This window comes from Natronorubrum amylolyticum (assembly GCF_052040145.1).
Taxonomy (GTDB): Archaea; Halobacteriota; Halobacteria; order Halobacteriales; family Natrialbaceae; genus Natronorubrum.
Genome location: NZ_JBPPFW010000002.1, coordinates 188,258 through 210,044, shown reverse-complemented (window position 1 = coordinate 210,044; position 21,787 = coordinate 188,258). Strand labels below are relative to the sequence as shown.

Below are 21,787 nucleotides of genomic sequence, written 5' to 3'. Positions count from 1 at the left end.
TTCCCTTCTTTCTCCTCCTCTTCGTCGGGCGGTTTTGTATCCTTCCTGTCGCCAACCATAGATAAACTATTGACATGAAAAGAAATAATCCTTCTGATCATAATAGATATTCACTTTGCGTAGCGAGTGAGCAACGCGTTCGCCGAGCACAGCCGCCGACGGAAAGCAGTTCGAGACCGACTCGAGAATCATCGTCAAGAAAGTCGAGACACCGATACCAACGATCGAACCGTCAGTTCAGACGTACTCGAACCACTCGTCGTAGGCGTCGGTCCGCCGTTCGACGACGTCGAAGAACCGCTGCTGGATGTCCTCGGTGACGGGGCCGCGGGAGCCGTCGCCGATGACGACGTTGTCGACCTTTCGGATGGGCGTGACCTCGGCCGCCGAGCCGGTGAAGAACAGCTCGTCGGCCGTGTTGAGTTCGCCGCGGGAGATCGAGACGCTGTCGTGGACGGTGTAGCCGAGATCCTCCGCGATCTCGATCACGGTGTCGCGGGTGATGCCGTCGAGGATGGACTCCGAGAGCCCGGGCGTGTGGATTTCGCCGTCGCGCACGAGGAAGATGTTCTCGCCGGGGCCTTCCGCGACGTTTCCCTCCTTGTTCAGGACGATGGCCTCTGCGTAACCGTTGCGGCGGGCTTCCTCGCCCGCGAGCATGCTGTTGACGTAGAGTCCCGTCGTCTTCGCGTTCGTCGGGATCTGGCTCGAGGCGTGTTTTCGCCACGAGGAGATCATCACGTCGATCCCTTCCTCGAGCGCCTCCTCGCCGAGATACGCGCCCCACGGCCAGACCGCAATGGCGGTGCGAGTGGGACAGTCTTTCGGACTGACGCCGAGTGAGTTGTAGCCGTAGAAGGCGACGGGACGGATGTAACAGGACTCGAGATCCTGACTCGTGATGAGTTCCTTCGTCGCCTCGGTGAGTTCCTCGACGGTGTAGTCGATGTCCATCTCGTAGGGCTTTGCCGACTGGAAGAGCCGTTCTAAGTGCTCCTCCCAGCGGAAGATCGCTGGCCCCTCCTCGGTGTCGTAACACCGGGCACCCTCGAAGACGCCGCTGCCGTAGTGAAGTCCGTGGGTCAACACGTGGACCTGGGCGTCGTCCCAGTCGACGAACTCGCCGTCCATCCAGATCGTGTCGACATCCATCTCATCGAATCCCATGGTCGAGAGTGTTGAACACCACCGTACTAAGTGTTCGCGATTTTCGAAACGGAAATCGACCGGTGAGATCGAAGCGGGACGTTCTCCGTCTGAACTGATCGCTCGGCACCCGTCGACCGGCGTAGTATCCGGTCGGACAGTGCGAGGAATAGCGGATCTCTACGTCCCTCAGTGACACGGTTTCGGCTGCCGTACCAAAATGGGCTATACGATCGCGGCCATTCGATCGCGTATGGACGGTTTACTCGATCGACGACGCTTCGTACAGGTAGCTGCCGGAAGTTCCGTGATCGCTCTCGCCGGCTGCGTCGGGGGGGATGATGACGGCGGTGACGACGGTACCGGCGATGACGAGTCGAACGGGGACGAATCGAACGGTGAGGGAAGCGAGGGGTTCATTTACGCGTTCGCACCGAACACGATCGCGATCATCGATCCCGAGGAGGGAGAGGTCGTCGACGAGATCACCGACGGACTCGACGACGAAGGCTGGGGCGACCCGCGGATCACGGCCGACTACAGCGAGATCTACGTCATTCGAGAGTCTCCCTCGCAGGTGCTCGTCATCGACACCGAAATCCGCGAGATCGTCGACGAGATCGACGTCGGACCGGATCCGACCCACATGTACCACCCGAACGACGACGAGATGTGGGCCCACAGCGACGACGAGGGGACGTTCTACGTCATCGACACCGACTCCCACGAAGTCACGGAGATCGTCGAGTCGGGCCTCGAGAACGAGGGCCACGGCAAACTGCTGTACCACGAGGACCTCGGCTCGATGGGGTACGCGACGAACGTCAACGACCCTGCGGCGCTGATCATCGACCTCGAGGCGTACGAACGGACGGACTACGTCGAACTCGAGAACGAGGACGAGGGAACGCACTACAAGGCATACGCGCCCGAGACGGGCCTCGCGTACTTCGAGCACGGTGACGAGACCGCCGTCGTCGACACCGAGACCGACGAGGTCGTCGAGTACCTCGACTTCGCGGGCGGCATGTACCTCTCCCCCGACGAGACGGTGCTCGGCGTCCTCGACGGCAACAGCATTCGGTTCCTCGACGCGACGAGCGACGAGAGCGACGAACTCGGTGTCGTCGACGTCGACGAGGGGCCGGACGCCCTCCGCTATCACGAGGCCGAAGACGGCACGCTCTACGCGTTTACCGCCCACACGCAGACCGATCAGGCGTCGATCATCGACGTCGACGCACTCGAGATCGTCGAGACGGTCGACATCGGGGACATCGTTCGTCCCGAGGGCGCGCCGTTCCTCCACCGCAGCGGCGTGGCCGGCGGCGGCTACTTCATCTCGCCCGCGGACGACGACGGCATCGTCGCGATCGTCGACATGGAGGCTCAGGAACTCGTCGATCACGTCGAGGTCGAGGAGGGCGTCGACACGGTGCAGTTCGTCGGCGACTCCGGCGGCGGATACTCCGGTACCCTCCGCTAACCGATGGACTCGACACCGTTGGTCGACGGCGGCGGCCCGCTCTCTCGGACGTCGCTACTCGCGTCGGTGCTCGTCGTGCTCGTCGTGATGGCGCTCGCGATCGGACTCGTCGCGACCCCGGTCGCGGCCCACGCCTACCTGAGCGACTCCGACCCCGGAAACGGCGAACAGCTCGACGACGTCCCCGAGGAGGTCACCCTCTACTTTTCGGGAGACGGCGTCGTCAACGCCGATATCGTCGTCGAGGGCCCGGACGGTGAGCCGGTTTCGAGCGAGTCCGAAATCGACGACGAGGACAACCAGATCGTCCGCGTGCCGATCGACGACGCCGACGGCGAGGACGGAATGTACACCGTCGACTGGGAGATACTCGCCGACGACGGCCACACCACCGCCGGCTCGTTCTTCTTCGCCGTCGGCGACGAACCGCTCGACCGCGACGCCGTTCTCGAGGCCTACGAAGAGGGAGGCGAGGGCGACGAAGACGAGTCGGTTCCGCCGTTCGAGGCGGGGGCGAAGGCGCTGTTGCTCGTCGGCGTCGCCGGCCTGATCGGGATTCCGGCGGTCGCAACCGTCGCGGTCGGTCCGGCGTTCGCTCGAGCGGACGCGGCGCAGCGAGAACGGATCGACGGACGGATCGGCACGCTCCTCGCCGGCGCCGCCGGGCTCACGGTTCTGGGATCGATCGCGCTCGGACTCGCTCGGAGCACGGCACTCGGGCCGCTCTCGACCGAGACGATCGTCCAGTTCACGGAGACGCCGCTCGGGGAGGTCTGGCTCGTGCAAGTGGCTCTCGCCATCGGTGTCGCCGGGATCGTGGGGGCGCTAGCTCGCGGGCGCCTCCCGCGACGCGGAGCGCTGGCCGGAACGCTCGTCGGGGCGCTGGCCGTCGCGGGAACGATCGCGTGGACGAGTCACTCAGCAACCGCGATCGATCGGCTGAGCGGCACAGTCGTCGATTTCGTCCACGTCGTCGGCGCCGGCCTCTGGGTCGGCGGGCTGGCCGTCCTCGCGTTCGTCGTCGTGCCGACGGTTCGGAACGCACACCCCGAGGACCGTCCCGTCTTGCTCGCGGGGACGATCCGCCGGTTCTCGATCCTCGCGCTCGTCGGCGTCACGTTCGTCGTCGGGACGGGGTTCGTCCTGGCGTCGTGGCACGTCCCGACCGCCAGCGGTCTCACGGACACGTTCTACGGCCTCGTTCTGGCTGCGAAACTGATCCTCGTTGCCGCCGCGCTCGCGCTCGGCGGCCTCACCCGATACGTTCTCCTGAGTCGACTCGAGTCACCCCTGCCGACGGACGCGGTCGACGGTTCGCGCCCGGCAAGCACGGACGGCGGAAGCGACGGAAGCGGCCGGCAGCCGACGGTCGCGCGGATCGCTCGAGCCGTCCGGCTCGAGGTCACGCTGCTGGTCGTCGTCCTGTTGCTCTCGGGACTGCTCACGTCCGCCCCGACGGCCGCGGTCGCGGGTGCGGACGGCGACGAACCGATCGAAGCGACCATCGAGTACGAGTACGACGACGTGCTCGTCGAAGTGTCGGCGCTCCCGGCCGCCAACGAGTCGACCGACGAGTCGTTCGAGCTTCGAGCGAACGAGCCGATCGTCTTCGAGGTCGCTTTCCTCGAGAACGGCTCCCCGGTCGACTCCGAACAGCCAGTTCGGCTGCTGGCAAGCGGCGGGGATGGTACGGAGATCGAAGTCGAACTCGAGGAGACCGACGACGGCACGTACGCGACGGTCCAGCCGCTTCCCGACGCGGGCGAGTGGGAGCTTCGCGTCACCGGTTCGCCCGGCGGCTCCTACGTCAGCGAGTGGATCGATGCGACCGCCCATCCTGCAGACGAACACGCAGAACACGACGACGGTGCGGAGGAACACGACCACGCGGACCACGATCACGATGGAGACGGTCACGATCACGAAGCGGACGAACACGATCACGAAGCGGACGATCACGCAGACCACGACCACGGCTCCGCCGACGAGGCGTCGCCGTTTCAAACGCTGCTCGAGTTCGGTGCCGTCGCAACCGTGGTCGCCGGTTCGCTCGCGGTCGCCGTCGAAGGGCTCCAACTTCGGCGTCGAAACAGTTGAAACAGCGGCGGTCCGTTCACTTCACTCGAGGACTACAGTTCGCCGCTCCTTCCGATTCGAATCGTTAGGACCGCTCGATTCGAATCGTCGATGTCGAGTCCGACGGCTACGTCTGCCCCGAGCTCGACGTCCCCTCGAGCAACCCGTCGACGAGTCGGGTGAATCGATCGACGAGTCGGTCGGGAACCGTCGGGGTCACGTCCGAGAGCAGCGGCGCGGTTCGCTCCGGATTCGCGAGCGAGAGCGTGACGCGGTTGCGCTCGTCGTAGGTCTTGTCGACGATCTCGCGTTCGACCAGGTGATCGAGGTGGTACTCGAGCGTGCTCCGGGCGATCTCGAGGTCCTCGGCGACCGTGGCGGGCCGACACGGCTCGTGCTCGATCAGGTAGACGACGACTTCCCGGACGGTTTCGCGGCGGAACAGCGCGAGCGCACCGCGCTCCCACGCGTCGTACGCTGGCGGATAGTAGTGAGTCTGGCCGTAGCATTCCTCGCGGACGAGGTCACCAGCGTCGATCAATCGACGGATGTGATACTGAATCTGTCCTGGCGCGTACGCCGACTCCCGGACGAGTTCGTTGAAGTGGATGCCGGCGTTCGATCGGACGTGGGCCCTGATTTGGTCTCGAGTATCGCTCATGGGAATCGATCTGTCTCCGTATTCACCGCTCGTGTGACCGAGAGATGGCTGCTATCACCGACTAGCGCTGGGAACTTGATAACGGCTTTTGATCGTTCCCAACAGATAAGAACCGTCATATGACCCGTCCCGTCGGTTCGAGCGGGAGACGGAGCCGACCGAAGCACATAGGTAGCTCACATGCCATGTAGCGTCGTGTAGATGGATCACACGAGTCCCTTCGACATCCCGTGGCTGGATCCGCAGCTGGCTCCGGTGTTACTCGCCGTGCTCGTTCTCGCCGTCGTCGGGACGACGATCCTCTTTTGCTGTGGCGTCGTCGCCTACTCGCGGCGGCGGTCGATGCGCTATCTGCTGATCACGGTCGTGCTCGGACTCCTCGCGCTCCGATCGGTCGTCGGACTCGGAACTGCCTTCGGACTCGTCCCGATGACGATTCACCACCTCGTCGAACACGGTCTCGACTTTACGATTGCCGTGCTCATCCTGTACGCGGTGTATCGAAGCGGCCCGACGAACGGCACTGAGACGGAGACTGAACGGACGACGTCCGAACTGGACGGCGATTGAGCCGTAGTTCGGCAGTTCGATCCACAGCACCTCTAGCCGAGTCGCTCGAGGACGTCGCTGCCCTCGAGATAGCGAAAGTCGTGGCGATCCGCGTAGGCGCGGGCGTCGACGGGGGTCAGCGCCTCGCCGGTTTCGTCGTCCAACATCTCGCAGACGACGACGGCGGGCGAGAGGTCGGCGGCCTCGGCGAGGGCGACGCCGAGTTCGGTGTGCCCCTCGCGCTGGGCGACGAGATCGGGCGCGGCCTTGAGCAGGTGGACGTGCCCGGGCACGCGGAACTCCGCCGCGAAGTCGGTCTCCGCGGGTGCGCCTGCAGCCGCACCCAACGCCCGGATCGTCAGCGACCGATCGTTATCCGTGATCCCTGTGTAGGTGTCGCGGTGGTTGACCGTCAGCGAGAACGACGAGCGCTCGTCGTAGCCGAGTTCGTGATCGCCGCTCGCGGGGTGGTCGACCTCGTCGGTGTAGAAGGGGAGGTCGAACGCCTCCGCGAGGTCGTGGCCGAGGGCGACGCAGACGAGACCGCCAGCGTCGTTTCGCAGGCGAGCGACGGCCTCGGGTGTGACCGCGTCGGCGTGGTAGATCAGGTCCGTCTCCCCCTCGCGGTCGGCCGCGTCGTGGACGAGCACGGGTTCGCCGGCTCGGAGCGCGTCGAGGGCGTCTTCGACCGAGTCGGCCGTCGCCGTCGAACCGGTTCCGTCACCCCCGCCCGCGTTCGATCGCGTTCCGGCGTGGTGGCCGGTCATCGTCGATCACCCACGTAGACGGTGACGTGATCGTCGTCCTCGAGATCGAGCGTCTCGCGCAGTTTCTCCGGCGCGATGACCTCGAGTTGGTCCTCGTCGTGGTGGGTTCGCTCGGGCGCGATGATGTGAGCGTCCTCGTAGCGCTCCCCCTCGGCTGTCTCGATCGTCGCCCGGTGACAGACCGCCGGCCCGTAGGTCCGCTCGTCGTCCTCCCAGCCGTCGATCGGGACCGGTTCGAGCGAGGCGAGAGCGCTGCGTCGGCGGACGCTGTCCTCCCGCAGGTCGACGTTCAGGGTGCCGGGGAACGGCTCGTAACCGAGACGCTCCTCGAACTGCCGCATATAGCCCGACAGGGAGATGTAGTGACGGCCCTCACCCATCCCGCTAGTGACGGTGCCGTCGAGTTCGATCTCCGAGTCCGTCTCGAAGATGCGACGGTAGTCCTCGTACTCGGCGTGGAGCGCGCGCTCGCCCTCGTCGGTGATCGCCACCCACTGGCCGTCGCTGACGGTATCGCGCTCGAGCAGGTCGGCGCTCTCGAGTCGCTGAAGCCGTCGCGAGGCGGTCTGGTTCGACGCATTCAGTCGTTCTGCGAGGTGAGAACAGGAGATCTTGACGTCGCCCTCGAGGCCGCCCTCGAGCGCGAGCAGTTTGAGCACGGCGAGTTCGTCGTGCCCGACGGCAGACTCGGCTGACACTGACATACCGAACGCTATGGGACAGCTACCTAAAAGCATACCGAATGTGGTATGCGTAACAGAACTGTGATGGAGTTGGCGAGCGTTTATCGCCGGTACCAGACCGTTGGGGAGTCGATGCAAAAAGCCACCGGTGGTTCTCGGCGAACTGGTACAGTACTCGAGCAGTCGGGATTTAGGGGCTAGCCGAGGCTCGTCTCAGTCGCCGGTGACCGGGTCGCGCTCCCAGAACTCGCTGTCTTTCTTCAGTTTCGGCACCCAGGTGTCTTTGGTCTTCGAGAGCAAGGCGACGCGGGAGGCCGGCACGTCCTTTACCTCCGTGAACTCGGGCATGTACTCCCCGATCCGTTCCGTAAACTCGACGACCTCCTCGTGGTCGGGCATCGCCGAGCGGTCGAGTCGACCCCGCGAGTGGCCGACGTGCATGTACGCTTTCATCTCGATAAAGTCCGGATCGGCCTGCTGGTAGAAGCCGGCGTACCAATCGGGGTGGTGCATGTTCTCGCCCTTGACGAGCGTCGTCCGGAGCACGGTACGGGTTTCGTCCTTCTCGGCGAGGACGTCCATCGTCTCGAGGAGCTTCTCCCAGGCGTCGTCTTCCATCGCGCCGACGACGTTGTCGAAGGTGTGGCGTTCGGGGGCGTCGACGCTGACGTACAGCTGTGTAGGATCGCACTCCCGCAGCACCTCGGGCCGGGTGCCGTTGGAGACGAGGAAGGTCGTGATGTCGCGGTCGTGGAACGCGTCGATGAGTTCCGGCAGGTAGGGGTAGAGCGACGGTTCGCCGTCGAGCGAGATCGCGACGTGGCGCGGCTCCATCGACTGTTCGAACACCTCGCGGGGCACCTCGTCGTTGCCGCCGAAGCCGGAGAGGAGTCGCTTCTGGAGTTTCAGCGAGGCGTCGACGACCGCCTCTGGGTCGTCCCACTCGACGTCGTCCATCTCGTAGGAGTGACCCTGGTGGTCGCGCCAGCAGAAGACGCAGCGTTCGTTACACCGAACGACCGGCGTCATCTGGATGCAGCGGTGGGACTCGATCCCGTAGTAGATGTTCTTGTAACACTTCCCCTCGCCGCGTAAGGCGTTGGCCGTCCAGCCGCAGGTCTGGGCGGCCGTGTGGTTCTCGCTGTGGTAGTCCGGACTCGAGACCTGCATCGGGCCGCCGTCGTCGCCCTCGTCGGTGTCGGCGTCGGTCCCGGGGTCGACGCCTGCATCGGCGGAATCGCTCATGTTGCCCTCGCTTGAACGGGGGCGGACAAAAGGCGTGTGGTATCAACTTCCCTGGCCTGAAGGCGGGCGTTTGTCGGTGAACTCCCGGTCTGGCCTATGAAGAGGCAGGCGTAAATTCGCCGTTCCCGTTCAGCGTTCCCGACTTCAGGGCGAGTTGATTAGTCGCCCCTCCGGACGGAGACTTCTGCCCCGACCGGAGTAGTTTCGTTGCAACGTTTTTCGCGGCGTTGTAGTCCGCGTGAACCTCGTAGCCACACTTCTGACAACAGAACTCGGCTTGTGACGTTCGGTTCTCGCGGAGCGTCGTCCCACACTTCGAGCAGCGTTGGGACGTGTACGCCGGATCGACTTGTGTAGTCGAGATGCCGAACTCGGCGGCTTTGTACTCGACGTACTCGTACAGTTGACGGAACGCCCATCCGTGAAACTTCTTTTCGCCGGGCATTCGGTCACGAATATCGGTGAGGTCCTCGAAGGCGATGTGAGAACAGTCGTGCGCTATCGCCTCTTGGACGATGGCCTTCGAGATTCGGTGCAGTACGTCGTTGTTCCACCGCCGTTCGCGGTCTCCCATCTGGTCGATGGTTCGGTGTGCCGACTCCGTGCCAGTCTGTTGCAACGATCCACGGATTCGCTCGTACTCGTCTCGGCGGTGATTGAACAGCCCGCCGGAGTAGAACGTCCCCGTGCTCATGACAGCGATATTCTCCACGCCTAAATCTACGCCGAGAACCGTTCCGTTCTCGGCCTCTCCCAACTCCGTTTCCGGTTCGTCGTGTTCTACCGTAACGTGGAGGTAGTACTCGCCGTCGTCGCGGTCGTAGTGCAGTGTCGCGCCCTTTGACCTCCACTCGTCGGTGTCGAGATACCGCGCTTGCGGGCAGTCTTCGCCGGGTGGATAGACGAACTCGGCACGAACCCGGCCGCCGTAGGCCGCGAGCGTGCAGTAACCCGGCTCGTCGCCGTCCGTGAAGTACGACACCGCGTTGGTGTTGTACTCTACAGTTGGCGCAGTAAACGTCGGTTTGCCGGCGTTCTTGCCGGCCTTCATCCGTTCGACCGCACTCCGAAGACTGTCGGCCGCGAGGTTGACCGCACCGATGCACAAGTCCGAGTGCAGACCAGTGTCCTCGCGAACTTGTTTGTAGACGAGTGACTGCAGGCGCGTTCTGGATGTGATAACGTAGCCGTCCTCGTCGCGTTCCCAGCCCCGATCTGCGAACCGCTGGGCGACCTCTCGGAACGTCAGCATCGTCCGTTTGAGGTCGTCCCGCCGGTCGTCCGGGATGGCGAGTTTGACGCAGGCGGTACGCTTCAATGTCACATACCACGTGTGGTGTAGTATTATAAGGATTGGGGGAGTTGGCCAGCCGTAATACGCCGGTTACGTAACAAAGCGTACGCGATTCCCGCCCGTTGAGCAAACCGAAGGTTTGCGAGGCCCATCAGAAATCAGAGATTTCTGAGGACGTCCCCAGAACGCTCCGCGTTCTGGTGTGCGAACGAGACGCTCCGCGTCTCGTCAACGCCGTAAACGGCGGGGACTCTCTCGCTGTTGAAAGGTGGGCTGCCAGCGAAAACCCGTGTGCGGGCCGGCAGTGAGACTCGCCGGCTACTCGAGGACGACCACGCCCGCTCTCGTTCCGAGAACGACGACGTCGTCGACGAGCGCGAGCGGATGCCCGGCGGAGGCGCCGTCGGTTTCGATGTCCCAGCGGACGTCGCCCGTTTCGACATCGAGTGCGAACAGGTGTCCGGTCTCGGTCGCCGACTTGTTCGGGTGGCCCCCGCCCGTGTAGATTACTCCGTTAGCGACGGCGGGCGGGCCGACCGGTTCGGGAACGGCCGTCTCCCAGTGGGGATCACCGGTCTCGAGGTCGAACGATGCGACGGTACTTTCGTCGAGTCCGCCGTTCGACCTGTTGTCGTAGCCGGTGGCGAGCAGACGACTCCCGACCATCGCGGGAGTCGGAACGTACGGTTCGAACGGACGGCTCCAGATCGTCCCCCGTGACGAGAGTGATCTCACGGGAGCCCCGTGCCGGAAGTCTTCGTCGAACCCGCCCAGAGCGATCGTTCCGTCGACGACCGCAGGCTCCAAGGGACGGATGCGCGAATCGTACCCGTCGAGGGGGATCGTCGATCGCTCGCTCGGTCGAGAGGCGCCTTCCGGTTCGAGCAGCCGATGTGTCTGCATTGTCGTCCAGTGAAGCGTGCCGTCAGCGAGTGCGAGCGTCCCGTCCCGGCCCTTACCGTCGACGGTCCATCGGCGGTCACCGGTGTCAGCGTGCAGGCCGTGTAGATCTCCGTCGGCCGTGTAGTAGACCGTTCCCTCGACCTCGAGAAACGACCGAATCCGGCTGTTGTCGGCCAATTCGTGCCGCCACACCACGTCGCCCGTTTCGGCATCCAGAGCCACGAGTGCCTCGCTGTTGGCGACGTAACACCGACCGTCGATCGCGGCGAGAAAAACGACGCTCTCGTCGTCGTCCCAGCGAAGGTCGCCGTCCTCGAGCCGTCGGGCTTCGAGACCGGTCCGTCCACCAGCGAAGACGACGCCGTCGGCGACGACGATACTGGTGGTGGCGCTGTCCCCTGCGGCCCACCGTTCGCTCGGCTCGTCCCGCGGCGGTTGCGCCGTGGTGGAAACCAGATCGTTGGCGAACGAGCGACTCGCGCGGATCCACTCGCCGGCGTCCGGTTCGTACGATGCAGCAACGCGGCGGTCAGCCGGCGACATGTCGTCGGACTCGTCGCTGAAAAGCCGATCCGTACACCCGGCGACGCCGCCCGCTGCGGCGATGGCAACCAGTGCTCGACGGCGTGTGACGGGCATACGCTCGTCGAGTCGAGGGTGAAAAATAGTTCTTTCGTTGTCACGTGCCCTACAAGCGAGATTCGATCTGGGCGGTACGGACGATCGGTCGGCGTCTCGAGTCCGTCTCGGAGGAGACGTGGCTCGTCTCGATCCGCTACTCGAGCAGTTCACCCGGCTCGGCCGGCTCCTCGTCCTCGGTCGAGACTTCCCGCTCGAAGCCGTAGAGGACGAGTCCGGTGTTGGCGGTCATAATGACGCCGGTCATCGGGGCCGTCGGCACGAAGAGATAGAGTCCAATCCCGACCGCGAAGGGAGCCGCCACGATGGCGGCCCACAGTCGCGGTCTCGAGAACTCGACGCGGCTCGCGTCCCAGTGGGCCACGGCGAAGAGCGCGACCGTCGTCACGACACCGAAGACGGCGACGAGCGTGTCTGTGACCATACCTAACGGTTCGGCGGCCGGAAGAAAAGCGTTCTGAGTCCCCATCGAACGGCGCTTCGGTCGGTGAGCGCGGTCGCGATGACCCCGCTATTTGTACCGGATTACGCGGACCCGCGAACCCGCTCGAGCACGCTCAACGTCCCGTCGGCGTGACTCTCCTCGAGCACTTCGTCGGCTGCGGCCTTCGCCGTCTCGTCGGCGTTCGCCACGGCGAAACTCCGGCCGACGGCCTGGAACGTCGAAACGTCGTTGACCGAGTCGCCGACGGCGACGCACGCCTCGAGGTCGAAACCGACGTGGTCGGCGATCGTCCCGAGCCCGTCGCCCTTGTTCGGCGTCGTGTCCTTGACGTGGTAGGCGTAGCCGGTGTCGATCACCTCGAGGCCGTGCTCGGCGGCGATCTCGCGCAGCGGGCCGACGGGCTGGTCCAAGTTGACTGCGACTTCCGTCTCGCGCCAGCGGTTGACGGTGTTTTCGGCCCCCCAGCCGGGGGAGTAGCCGGCGGCGCGGTAGTCCTCGACGACGGCTTGGGCGGCCTCGCGGTCGGCGGTGAAGAAGACGTCGTCGCCGGTGTAGACCACGCCGCCGTTCTCGGCGACGACGAGTTCCGGAATCCCGATAAAGTGACAGAGGGCGACGGGGTAGGGGAACGCCTTCCCGGTGGCGATCACGACGGGGGCGTCCCAGTCGCGGAGCGGATCGAAGACGCGCGGGTCGATCCCCCACCCGTCGGGACGGGTGAGCGTGCCGTCGATGTCGAGGGCGAGCGGTGGGATGGTCATAGCTGGCTGTTGGCGAGTGAGAATAAAGATGCTGTGACCGACGGCGGCCGGATCTCCGCCAGCGTCTGTTCCTCCCTCGGTCAGGCTCGATCAGCGACGTTTCGTCTCGCGTTCGGCGCTCAATAGTCCGGTCCGAACCGGTTGATCGCGATCGTCACCGCGAGAAACGTCACCGCCGTGAGGACGCCACCGAGGACGGCCGCGACGACTCGAGCCTCTAGCGCTCCGTCGGCGACGAAAAACAGGACGGGAATCATGATCGCGAGAACGAGCAGGAGGTTTCGGCCGTCGCGTCTCGCGAGCTCGAGCTGGCTAAACATATGATTCAAAGGCAATCGCACTCGTAAATCAGTTGTGGTCGATTCAGTACCGACGGAGCGGGGAGGTATGCCGACGGAGACGTTTGCAGAGGAGGATAGACGCCAACGTACGAGTTCGAATGCGGTATCCACACGCCAAAACGAATCCAGCAGCGCACTCGAGTCCAGCGAAACCGTCAGGCGCTGGGGAACGCCTTCGAGAACGCGACGTAGGCGACGACCAGTCCGACTCCGCCCGCCACCAGCCCCGTGGTCGACTCCCCGCTGGCGACCGTCACGACGGCCGCGGCGACGGAACTGAGTATCAGGGCGCCGCCGGCCGCACCGTGGTGAAACTGCACGGCCCTTTGGTCTGCGACGAGTGGCTCGCGTTCGTCGGGAGGACGGGAGATAGTGACCCGGTAGGGGATGACGAATCGTACCCCGATACCCATGGCCGCCGCGACGACCGCACTGAATTCGACGTTGGTCGTGAGCAGCAGCGTCACGAAAAAGAACCCAGACGTCAGCGCTATCGCGATCCACTTGCTCCACCGATCCGCCCGTTGCATTCGTTCGGTGAACTCCAGTTCGGACGGGGACGGCGACTCGGACTCGGGCATGTGCCAGAGAAAGTGAGTCTATCCACATAATTGTTCTCGACCGGGGTCGGAGTTCCGGTCGAACGCTCGAGTTCCGACTCGAGAGTCGATCTTCCTAACGGCGCTTGCAATACACCCCCCAAGCTCTATTGCGGTGGTGCTGGTAGGGATCGGCCCAAGAGTTCGCTTTGGGTCGAATCATGTACACCGATATCCTCTTTCCGACAGACGGGAGCAGTGGCGCTAGCGCGGCGATCGAGCACGCGAGGGACCTGGCGGAGCGGTACGACGCGACCGTCCACGTACTGCACGTCGTCAACTCGTCGTACGTCGGCTATAGGGGCGACGGTGACGCCGAACGGTCGCCGTCCGGAATGCTCGGTGGACACTCCGACGAGACGCGGTCGGGAATGCTCGGCGGCGACTCCGACGAGACGCGGTCGGGAATGCTCGGCGGCGATCACGAAGAGCTCCACGACGAAGTCCGAGAGCGGGCGATCGAGATCGTCGAGGTGGTAGAGGGACAGTTCGAAGGAGTCGAAACGGAAGGGGTCATTCACGTCGGTGACCCGTATCAGGTTATCCTCGCGTACACCGACCACGCGGATATCGATCTCGTCGTCATGGGAACGCACGGCAGGCGCGGCGTCGACCGATACCTGCTCGGGAGCGTGACGGAGAAAGTCGTCCGAATGTCCGACGTCCCCGTCGTTACGGTCCGAGACGATGCCGAGTCGCCGAAGGGCGAAGAGGCTACCTGACGGGGTCAATCGAACCGTCGTCCGCCCGAAAAATAGCCGGTAGCGCGATCACGTCTGCGACCGCCAACGCGGGGTCGCACGTACGGAAATCGAAAAAGAGCGAGCCGCCGGTATGGGCGGTGTCGCTATCAGATGCCGAACGTTGGCCAGATGGAGGCGTCGAAGACGCCGATTGCGACCATCAGTGTCGCGAGCAGCCCCGACGCGGCGATGCCGAACGCCGGCGGGTCGACGTGTGTCTTGCCGTGTGCGTAGAAAACACGGTTACAGACTTCGCCCATGAGCGCCCCAAAGACGCCGAAGCCGAGCGCGAAGAGCATCACGATGGGCTCGCCCATCCCGGCCGAGAGCGCGCCGAACGCACCGAGGGCGCCGGGAAGCGTGATGTGATGCGTTACCGGGAAGTTGTCGACGCCGCAGTTGAGGAACACCAGACTGGCCGCACTGATACCGAACACCAGTACGACACTGTCCGTGACGAGGAAGACGAAGCCGCCGATGAGACCGCCGATGATCCCGATCGACGCGACGCCGCTCCACTTGTACTGCCACGGCAGCCAGATCCCGGGCGCGTTCTCCTCGTCGCGCTCGGCCGGGCTCATGTCAAAGATGTTGTCCCCGTAGACTTCGCCGATGATGTCGTAGCCGAAGACGACGCGGTGGACGAGCGCCGAGACGAACACTATCAGCGCGATGTTGTCGGTTCCGAACCCGACGTAATTGAGTAGTTCGGTGGCCGCAAACCCGAAAATGCCGAAAATCGCACCGACTGCCAGCACGTCGATACGGTGTGTGCCAAGCGCACTGGCGATATCTTTTCCGTCGTCGAGCTCCGGATACCCTTGCTTTGCCGCGTACGCCGCTGCGGCCGCACCGCCCGCGAAGGCGATGTGCGGGCCGAAGATCGGCCCGAAGCCGATCGCTCCGGTGATCTCTTCTCCGCCACCGGCGAACGCTGCCGCCTCACCGGCGATGACCATGAAACCGGTGAAGACGAACGCCGGCAGGGCACCGATCGCCGCACCGAAGGCCCCGCCGGCCAGGGCGGCCATCCAGAACACCGGATCGCCTAACGCTGTCTCGAGTACCATCTATTCGCTCCCTCCGTCGCGAGCCCAGTCGAGCGATCGGTCGACCGCGGTCTGCCAGCGGGCGTACTGCTCGTCTGCCTGGTCGCTGTCCATCTTCGGATCGAACTCGCGGTCGATCTGCCAGTTGTCGCGCAGGCTGTCGACGTCGTCCCAGTAGCCGACGGCCAGCCCGGCTGCGTACGCCGAGCCGAGCGCCGTCGTCTCGTCGACGACCGGACGGACGATCTCCGAGCCGATGATGTCGGACTGGAGCTGACAGAGGTAGTTGTTCTTGACCGCGCCGCCGTCGACCTTCAGACTCGTCATGTCGATCCCCGAGTCGGCCTCCATCGCTTCGGCGACGTCGCGGGTCTGGTAGGCGATCGACTCGAGGGTCGCCCGGACGATGTGCTCTTTGCGCGTGCCGCGAGTCATCCCGACGATGGTCCCGCGTGCGCGCTGGTCCCAGTGGGGCGCGCCGAGTCCCGTGAACGCGGGGACGACGTAGACGCCGTCGGTCGAGTCGACGCTCCGGGCGAGTTCAGCCGTCTCCGCCGGGTCGTCGATCAGCGTCAGATCCTCGAGCCACTCGATCGCGGCCCCCGTGATGAAGATCGATCCTTCGAGGGCGTACTGGACGTCCTCGCCGGAGCGCTGGAAGCCGATCGTCGTTAGCAGCCCGTGGTCGCTCTCGACGGCCTCGTTGCCGGTGTTCATCAGGAAGAACGAACCCGTGCCGTAGGTGTTCTTCGCGTCGCCGGCGTCGAAACAGGTCTGGCCGAACAGGGCCGCCTGCTGGTCGCCGAGCGCACCCGCGACGGGAATCTCGGCCTCGAGGAAGCCCTCAGGATCGGTCGTGCCGTAGGTCTCGTCGTCGCTCGAGGGGCGAACCTCCGGGAGCATCGCTTCGGGAACGTTGAACTCGTCGAGGAGTTCGTCGTCCCACTCGAGGTCGTGGATGTTGTACAACATCGTGCGCGAGGCGTTCGTGACCTCGGTGATGTGGTTGCCCGTGAGGTTGTAGATGAGCCACGTATCGATCGTTCCGAAGAGCACCTCGCCCTTCTCGGCGCGGTCCTGGATATCCTCGGGCCGCGAGCGCTCGAGTTTGATCGGATCGGCGTTGTCGAGCAGCCACTCCGCTTTCGTCGCGGAGAAGTAGGCGTCTGCCTCGAGACCGGTCTTCTCGCGGATGGTGCCGACCAGTCCGTCTTCCTCGAGCTCCTCGACGCGGTCGGTCGTTCGTCGATCCTGCCAGACGATGGCGTTGTGGACCGGGCGTCCGGAGTCGGCGTCCCACAGCAGCGTCGTTTCGCGCTGGTTGGTTACGCCGATGGCCTCGAGTTGGTCGGGGCTGATGCCCGCCTGCCCGAGCGCCTGCGTGATGACGCTTTTCGTATTCTCCCAGATCTCCATCGGGTCGTGTTCGACCCATCCGGGTTCCGGGTAAATCTGTTCGTGTTTTTCGTATGCGTTCGCGACGACCTGCCCACCGTGATCGAACACGATGAAGCGCGTCCCAGTCGTCCCTTGATCTACCGCACCGACGTAGGTATTATCTGTCACTGGTAGTCACCCCTTGTGCTGTCCACGCGAGTTTACTGGTGGTCGCGTGATAGTGGTAAACAATATCCACTATCATTATAAATGTTACTGCAAGCATAATATTGTATTCATAATAATATCATCATACCCCCGGTTTCATTGTTCGTACGAGATACTACGAGCCAGCAATAAGCGGCTAAACGCGGTTTCCGATCGTAGCCACTCCATAACCTATGATAACATTCACCAATCGCTGACAGTTGTTACGGGCGTTAGCCGACCGTCGATAAAATAAAGAGTAGGGGGGCCTAGTGTACGAACGAAGGGATGGCAGACCACACCGAGGTTCTCGTTCTCGGGGGCGGTTCGACGGGCTGTGGTATCGCCAGGGATCTGGCGATGCGCGGGCTCGACGTAACCCTCGTCGAACGAGGAAACCTAACAGACGGGACGACTGGCCGCATGCACGGTCTCTTACACAGCGGCGGCCGATACGCCGTGTCGGATCAGGCCAGTGCGACCGAGTGTATCGAAGAGAACGAAATCCTCCGGGATATCGCGGGCCACTGCGTCGAGATGACCGGCGGCCTGTTCGTCCAGCGTCCGGAGGACTCGGACGACTACTTCCGGGAGAAACTCGAGGGCTGTCGGGACTGTGGAATCCCCGCGCGCGTCCTCTCGGGTCGGGAAGCCCGCGAGGTCGAACCTTATCTCGCGAAAGACGTCAAACGCGCGATCGAGGTCCCCGACGGCGCGGTCGATCCGTTCCGACTCTGCGTCGCGAACGCGCTCGATGCGGAGAACCACGGCGCGCGCGTCGAGACCCACGCCGAAGTGGTGGACCTCCTGCGCGACGGCGACGACATCTACGGCGTCGAGGTGCGCCACGAGTCGGGTCCGGGCAAACGAACGCACAACGCCGCCGGAACGACCGAGGAGATCACCGCCGAGTACGTCGTCAACGCGACGGGCGCGTGGGCCGGCCAGATCGGCGCGATGGCGGATCTCGAGGTCGAGGTTCGCCCCTCCAAGGGCGTCATGACGATCATGAACGTCCGACAGGTCGATACCGTGATCAACCGCTGCAAACCGAAGGGTGACGCCGACATCGTCGTCCCCCACGAGACGACGGCGATCCTCGGCACGACGGACGAGGAGGTCTCCGATCCGGACGACTACCCCGAAGAGCGGTGGGAGGTCGACCAGATGATCGACACGCTCTCGGAACTCGTCCCGATCCTCGAGGAAGCGAGAACGATCCGCTCGTTCTGGGGCGTCCGCCCGCTGTACGAACCGCCGGGAACCGGTACGCAGGACCCGACGGACATCACGCGGGATTTCTTCCTGCTCGATCACGACGACCGCGACGGCGTCTCGGGGATGTCCAGCATCGTCGGCGGGAAGTTCACGACCTATCGGGCGATGGCCGAGGAGATTTCGAACCACGTCTGCGAGAAGCTGGGCGTGAACGCCTCCTGTGCGACGGCCGACGAGCCGTTGCCCGGCAGCGAGAACATCGAGACGCTCGAGGCCGGCATGGACGACTTCGGCCTCCGCTCGCCGGTCGCTCGCCGGAGCAAACAGCGACTCGGCAGTCGGGCGAGCGACGTCCTGAACACGAACGAAGCGAACCCCGTCATCTGTCAATGTGAGGGCGTGACGCGCGCAGAAGTCCAGGACGCGATCTGCCAGTCGGGATCGGACCTGAACGCGGTCCGCATCCGAACCCGAGCCTCGATGGGCAACTGTCAAGGGGGCTTTTGCTGTGCGAACATGGCCAACGAGCTCCACCCCGAGTACGACGAGGCGACGGTCCGCGCGTCGCTCGACGAACTCTTTCAGGAGCGCTGGAAGGGCGAGCGACACGCCCTCTGGGGCGAACAGCTCTCGCAGGCGATGCTCAACTACGCCCTCCACGCGACGACGATGAACCGGGACCGGGATCCGGCGAACGAAGACGATCCGGGCGCACTGGAGTACGACGCGTTCGACGCCGGTCAACCGACAGCGGAGCCGCGCACCGACGGCGGCCGCGACGGGTCTCGAGAGCGAGGCAGTGGCCGAGGTGACCGCTGAGATGGCGATCGAAGACGACGTGCTCGTCATCGGCGGCGGACTCGCCGGCGCCACGGCCGCGCTCGCGGCTGCAGAACAGGACGTCCGGGTTCGACTCGTCACGTACAAACAGAGCACGCTGCGCCACGCCAGCGGACTGATCGACATTCTCGGATACACGCCGGAAGGGGAGGGCCCGATCGTCGATCCCTACGAGACACTCGAGGATCTTCCCGAGGGCCACCCCTACGAGCGCGTCGGCAGCGAGGCCGTCCGCGAGGCGCTCGCCTTCTTCGACGAGATCGCTGGCGACGCCTACGCGGGGTCGCACACGGACGCAAACGCGCTCGTCCCGACCCACGGCGGCACCGTCAAGCCGACTGCGCGATACCCGGTTTCGACGGCCGACGGACTGGCGAGCGACGTTCGAGACACCTTGCTCGTCGGCTTCGAGACGCTGACGGACTTCGAAGCGCCGCTGGCCGCCGAGCATCTCGCAGCCGCCGGCGCGCCGTTTGCGGCCCGCGGCGTCACCGTCTCGTTCCCCGGCATCGTTCGGGACGACGCGAAGGTGACCCGGTACGCCCACCTGCTCGATCACGACGAGACGGTGACGACGGGCGACGGCGAGACCGGCGCGCGCGAGGCGCTCGCGACGACGGTCCGCGAGCACCTCGAAGGCGAAACTCGCGTCGGGTTCCCCGCAATTTTGGGCGACGAGCACGCCGACGAGGTACGAGCCGACCTCGCGGACGCACTCGGCGTCGACGTCTTCGAAGTCCCGATGGGACCGCCGAGCCTGCCGGGGATGCGACTCGAGGATCTGCTGTACGACGCACTCGAGGACGCGGGCGTCCGAACGGCGTCCGGCGTACCGGTGATCGGATACGAGACCGGGGGCGAGTCGGGCGAGGAGGCCCGTATCGACCACGTCGTCGTCGACCGCCACGGCGCCGAAATCCCCTATCGCGCCGACCAGTACGTCCTCGCGACGGGTGGACTGGTCGGCAAGGGCGTCCGTTCCGAACGCGAGCGGGTGTTCGAACCGATCTTCGAGTGTCACGTCCCCCACGCCGAGGAGCGCTACGACTGGTTCGTCGACGACGTCTTCGGAGCGCAGCCGTACGCGCGTTTCGGCCTTCCAGCTGACCGCGAACTCCGACCGCTGGACGCAAACGACGAACCGGAGTTTTCGAACTTACGAGCGGCCGGTGCCGTACTGGGCGGGTACGACTTCGCGGCCGAGAAGTCCGGTGCCGGCGTCTCGCTCGCGACGGGCTACGTCGCGGGAACGCGGGCCGGCGAGGAGGGCGACAAATGACCGACTCGAGACCGGTGCGTCGATCGACCGATTCGAGCGCGAGCAGGCGACCGACCGATTTGAGTACGACCGGGCGACCGACCGGCTCGAGCGACCGTTCCGACAGCAACCAACGGACTGTGGTGATCTCGACTTCATGAGCGACGCAGAACAACCGACCGACGACCACGTACCGGGCGACGACGAGTTCGAACCGATCCAGGTGTTCCCCGAGGCCGAAGACATGGACCTCCGTCCGGGCGCGGACAACTGCTACAAGTGCTCGACCTGCGACACTAACTGTCCCGTCGCGGAGGTCGACGACGAGTTCCCCGGCCCGAAGTTCCAGGGGCCCGAGCAGTGGCGACTCAAACGCCAGGACGACCACGACATCGACGACTCGGTGATGAAGTGTTCGAACTGCATGCGCTGTGACAGCGCCTGCCCCTCCGAGGTTCCCCTCTCGCAGATGCACAACACCGCACGCGGGGAGTACGTCGAGGAGAACATGGACAAACTCTCCCGCGAGTACATCCGAAACCGAATCCTCGCGAACTACCGCCGTCTCGCCCCGATCGCGGCGACGTTCCCGCGAACGGCGAACTTCGTGATGGGACTCTCCGTGACGAAGTGGTTAGGCGAGAAGACGCTCGGAATCACGAGCGAGCGGGAGTTCCCCGAGTTCGCCACGGAGACGTTCCGCGAGTGGTGGACGAAACGCGGTGGCGCAAACGTCGACAACCCCGACAAGCGCATCGCCTACTTCCACGGCTGCTACTCGAACTACAACACCCCCGAAGTCGGGAAGGCGCTGGTCCGCGTCTACGAACACTTCGGCTACGAGGTCATGGTCCCCGATCAGTCCTGTTCGGGGACGCCGATGTTCGCCAACGGCATGTTAGACGATGCCCGCAGGGCCGCCGAGACGAACGTCCGCGAACTCGGGGCCGCACTCGCAGACGGCGCGGATATCATCGCCTCCTGCAGTTCCTGTTCGATGTCGCTTCGCCAGGAGTACCCCGAACTGTTCGACTTCGAGGGAACGGAGGACGTTGCCGAGAACACCTGGGACGCCATCGAGTATCTGCGGGTCCACGAGGATCTCGAGGGCGAACTCGAGGGCACCTCCGTCGAGGGCGAGGACTTCGCCTACCACGCACCGTGTCATTCACGTAACCAGGGCCTCGATGGCCAGACGATAGAAGTGGTAGACGCAATCGACGGCATCGACGCACACGACGTCGGCGACTCCTGTTCGGGGATCTCCGGCACCTACGGCTGGAAAGAAGAGAACTACGAGACGTCGATGAAGATCGGCGAGGAGATGTTCGACCACATGGAGGAGGCGGAAGCCGAGACCGGGCTCACGGAGTGTCCGACCTGCTCGATGCAGATGGGCCACGGCACCGGCTACGAAATCAAACACACGCTCCAAGTGCTCGAGTCGGCGCTCCTCGGCACGGCGCTCGAATCGGCCCAGGGATCACGGGAGCCATAGGG

At 64.5% G+C, this 21,787-nt stretch carries 20 protein-coding genes; 7 read left to right on the top strand and 13 right to left on the bottom strand.

The features are described 5' to 3' along the window. Positions 1-237: 237 nt before the first annotated feature. A complete protein-coding gene (locus ACSFDB_RS07315) occupies positions 238-1,167 on the bottom strand; it encodes a branched-chain amino acid transaminase (RefSeq protein ID WP_090303191.1) in 930 nt (309 codons plus the stop codon). Positions 1,168-1,399: 232 nt separating this feature from the next. On the opposite strand from ACSFDB_RS07315, the gene ACSFDB_RS07310 reads away from it, so the two are divergent. Both ACSFDB_RS07310 and ACSFDB_RS07305 read left to right on the top strand, forming a co-directional pair. Then, complete coding sequence (locus ACSFDB_RS07310; protein WP_440770362.1) at positions 1,400-2,632, top strand: beta-propeller fold lactonase family protein; 1,233 nt, start codon at positions 1,400-1,402, stop codon at positions 2,630-2,632. 3 nt (positions 2,633-2,635) lie between these two features. Next, the gene (locus tag ACSFDB_RS07305) at positions 2,636-4,729 is read left to right on the top strand and encodes a copper resistance CopC/CopD family protein (RefSeq protein WP_440770361.1); all 2,094 of its coding nucleotides are present in this window, start codon (positions 2,636-2,638) and stop codon (positions 4,727-4,729) included. 106 nt (positions 4,730-4,835) lie between these two features. Here the strand turns inward: ACSFDB_RS07305 and ACSFDB_RS07300 are convergent, their stop codons facing one another. Then, a complete protein-coding gene (locus ACSFDB_RS07300; protein WP_440770360.1) occupies positions 4,836-5,369 on the bottom strand; it encodes a winged helix-turn-helix transcriptional regulator in 534 nt (177 codons plus the stop codon). Between the two features lie 201 nt (positions 5,370-5,570). Between ACSFDB_RS07300 and ACSFDB_RS07295 the strand changes: the two genes are divergently transcribed. Beyond that, positions 5,571-5,939 (top strand): DUF7471 family protein, encoded by a 369-nt coding sequence (locus ACSFDB_RS07295; protein WP_440770359.1) that lies wholly within the window; start codon positions 5,571-5,573, stop codon positions 5,937-5,939. Between the two features lie 32 nt (positions 5,940-5,971). On the opposite strand, the gene ribB is transcribed toward ACSFDB_RS07295, so the two are convergent. The 9 genes from ribB to ACSFDB_RS07250 all read right to left on the bottom strand — a co-directional run bounded on the left by ribB (position 5,972) and on the right by ACSFDB_RS07250 (position 13,577). Beyond that, positions 5,972-6,685: a 3,4-dihydroxy-2-butanone-4-phosphate synthase gene (ribB, locus tag ACSFDB_RS07290; protein WP_440770358.1), complete on the bottom strand. Its 714-nt coding sequence runs from the start codon at positions 6,683-6,685 to the stop codon at positions 5,972-5,974. Next, complete coding sequence (locus tag ACSFDB_RS07285; protein WP_440770357.1) at positions 6,682-7,389, bottom strand: DUF120 domain-containing protein; 708 nt, start codon at positions 7,387-7,389, stop codon at positions 6,682-6,684. Before ACSFDB_RS07285 ends, ribB begins: the two co-directional genes overlap by 4 nt. A gap of 192 nt (positions 7,390-7,581) precedes the next feature. Beyond that, positions 7,582-8,613, bottom strand: coding sequence for a 4-demethylwyosine synthase TYW1 (twy1, locus tag ACSFDB_RS07280; RefSeq protein ID WP_440770356.1), 1,032 nt, complete (start codon positions 8,611-8,613; stop codon positions 7,582-7,584). 94 nt (positions 8,614-8,707) lie between these two features. Then, positions 8,708-9,937: an RNA-guided endonuclease InsQ/TnpB family protein gene (locus ACSFDB_RS07275; protein ID WP_440770355.1), complete on the bottom strand. Its 1,230-nt coding sequence runs from the start codon at positions 9,935-9,937 to the stop codon at positions 8,708-8,710. Between the two features lie 288 nt (positions 9,938-10,225). Then, the gene (locus tag ACSFDB_RS07270) at positions 10,226-11,449 is read right to left on the bottom strand and encodes an outer membrane protein assembly factor BamB family protein (RefSeq protein WP_440770354.1); all 1,224 of its coding nucleotides are present in this window, start codon (positions 11,447-11,449) and stop codon (positions 10,226-10,228) included. 136 nt (positions 11,450-11,585) lie between these two features. Continuing rightward, positions 11,586-11,873 carry a hypothetical protein gene (locus ACSFDB_RS07265; protein WP_440770353.1) on the bottom strand — a complete coding sequence of 96 codons (288 nt, stop codon included), beginning with the start codon at positions 11,871-11,873 and terminating at the stop codon, positions 11,586-11,588. Positions 11,874-11,974: 101 nt separating this feature from the next. Then, positions 11,975-12,655, bottom strand: a complete 681-nt coding sequence (locus ACSFDB_RS07260; RefSeq protein ID WP_440770352.1) for an HAD-IIB family hydrolase — start codon at positions 12,653-12,655, stop codon at positions 11,975-11,977. Positions 12,656-12,774: 119 nt separating this feature from the next. Next, positions 12,775-12,975: a hypothetical protein gene (locus ACSFDB_RS07255; protein WP_440770351.1), complete on the bottom strand. Its 201-nt coding sequence runs from the start codon at positions 12,973-12,975 to the stop codon at positions 12,775-12,777. A gap of 176 nt (positions 12,976-13,151) precedes the next feature. Continuing rightward, entirely contained in the window at positions 13,152-13,577 is a 426-nt protein-coding gene (locus tag ACSFDB_RS07250) for a hypothetical protein (RefSeq protein ID WP_440770350.1), read from the bottom strand. Positions 13,578-13,756: 179 nt separating this feature from the next. Between ACSFDB_RS07250 and ACSFDB_RS07245 the strand changes: the two genes are divergently transcribed. Then, positions 13,757-14,317: a universal stress protein gene (locus ACSFDB_RS07245; RefSeq protein WP_440770349.1), complete on the top strand. Its 561-nt coding sequence runs from the start codon at positions 13,757-13,759 to the stop codon at positions 14,315-14,317. Between the two features lie 128 nt (positions 14,318-14,445). Here ACSFDB_RS07245 and ACSFDB_RS07240 read toward each other — a convergent pair whose 3' ends face one another. Both ACSFDB_RS07240 and glpK read right to left on the bottom strand, forming a co-directional pair. Continuing rightward, complete coding sequence (locus ACSFDB_RS07240; RefSeq protein ID WP_440770348.1) at positions 14,446-15,408, bottom strand: DUF7973 family transport facilitator; 963 nt, start codon at positions 15,406-15,408, stop codon at positions 14,446-14,448. Then, the gene (gene glpK, locus ACSFDB_RS07235; RefSeq protein ID WP_440770347.1) at positions 15,409-16,953 is read right to left on the bottom strand and encodes a glycerol kinase GlpK; all 1,545 of its coding nucleotides are present in this window, start codon (positions 16,951-16,953) and stop codon (positions 15,409-15,411) included. Between the two features lie 306 nt (positions 16,954-17,259). Here glpK and glpA point away from each other — a divergent pair, with 306 nt between their 5' ends. From glpA to ACSFDB_RS07220, 3 genes are all read left to right on the top strand, one after another. Continuing rightward, positions 17,260-19,008, top strand: coding sequence for an anaerobic glycerol-3-phosphate dehydrogenase subunit GlpA (gene glpA / locus ACSFDB_RS07230; protein WP_440770346.1), 1,749 nt, complete (start codon positions 17,260-17,262; stop codon positions 19,006-19,008). 1 nt (position 19,009) lies between these two features. Then, positions 19,010-20,308 (top strand): glycerol-3-phosphate dehydrogenase subunit GlpB, encoded by a 1,299-nt coding sequence (gene glpB / locus ACSFDB_RS07225; RefSeq protein ID WP_440770345.1) that lies wholly within the window; start codon positions 19,010-19,012, stop codon positions 20,306-20,308. A gap of 136 nt (positions 20,309-20,444) precedes the next feature. Beyond that, entirely contained in the window at positions 20,445-21,785 is a 1,341-nt protein-coding gene (locus ACSFDB_RS07220; RefSeq protein WP_440770344.1) for an anaerobic glycerol-3-phosphate dehydrogenase subunit C, read from the top strand. The last annotated feature ends 2 nt before the right edge of the window (positions 21,786-21,787 follow it).

Bases quoted from the DNA above. Each gene is read 5' to 3' on its own strand.
- ACSFDB_RS07315 (WP_090303191.1), bottom strand. From the start codon at position 1,167: ATGGGATTCGATGAGATGGATGTCGACACGATCTGGATGGACGGCGAG.
- ACSFDB_RS07310 (WP_440770362.1), top strand. From the start codon at position 1,400: ATGGACGGTTTACTCGATCGACGACGCTTCGTACAGGTAGCTGCCGGA.
- ACSFDB_RS07305 (WP_440770361.1), top strand. From the start codon at position 2,636: ATGGACTCGACACCGTTGGTCGACGGCGGCGGCCCGCTCTCTCGGACG.
- ACSFDB_RS07300 (WP_440770360.1), bottom strand. From the start codon at position 5,369: ATGAGCGATACTCGAGACCAAATCAGGGCCCACGTCCGATCGAACGCC.
- ACSFDB_RS07295 (WP_440770359.1), top strand. From the start codon at position 5,571: ATGGATCACACGAGTCCCTTCGACATCCCGTGGCTGGATCCGCAGCTG.
- ribB (WP_440770358.1), bottom strand. From the start codon at position 6,685: ATGACCGGCCACCACGCCGGAACGCGATCGAACGCGGGCGGGGGTGAC.
- ACSFDB_RS07285 (WP_440770357.1), bottom strand. From the start codon at position 7,389: ATGTCAGTGTCAGCCGAGTCTGCCGTCGGGCACGACGAACTCGCCGTG.
- twy1 (WP_440770356.1), bottom strand. From the start codon at position 8,613: ATGAGCGATTCCGCCGATGCAGGCGTCGACCCCGGGACCGACGCCGAC.
- ACSFDB_RS07270 (WP_440770354.1), bottom strand. From the start codon at position 11,449: ATGCCCGTCACACGCCGTCGAGCACTGGTTGCCATCGCCGCAGCGGGC.
- ACSFDB_RS07265 (WP_440770353.1), bottom strand. From the start codon at position 11,873: ATGGTCACAGACACGCTCGTCGCCGTCTTCGGTGTCGTGACGACGGTC.
- ACSFDB_RS07260 (WP_440770352.1), bottom strand. From the start codon at position 12,655: ATGACCATCCCACCGCTCGCCCTCGACATCGACGGCACGCTCACCCGT.
- ACSFDB_RS07255 (WP_440770351.1), bottom strand. From the start codon at position 12,975: ATGTTTAGCCAGCTCGAGCTCGCGAGACGCGACGGCCGAAACCTCCTG.
- ACSFDB_RS07250 (WP_440770350.1), bottom strand. From the start codon at position 13,577: ATGCCCGAGTCCGAGTCGCCGTCCCCGTCCGAACTGGAGTTCACCGAA.
- ACSFDB_RS07245 (WP_440770349.1), top strand. From the start codon at position 13,757: ATGTACACCGATATCCTCTTTCCGACAGACGGGAGCAGTGGCGCTAGC.
- ACSFDB_RS07240 (WP_440770348.1), bottom strand. From the start codon at position 15,408: ATGGTACTCGAGACAGCGTTAGGCGATCCGGTGTTCTGGATGGCCGCC.
- glpA (WP_440770346.1), top strand. From the start codon at position 17,260: ATGGCAGACCACACCGAGGTTCTCGTTCTCGGGGGCGGTTCGACGGGC.
- glpB (WP_440770345.1), top strand. From the start codon at position 19,010: ATGGCGATCGAAGACGACGTGCTCGTCATCGGCGGCGGACTCGCCGGC.
- ACSFDB_RS07220 (WP_440770344.1), top strand. From the start codon at position 20,445: ATGAGCGACGCAGAACAACCGACCGACGACCACGTACCGGGCGACGAC.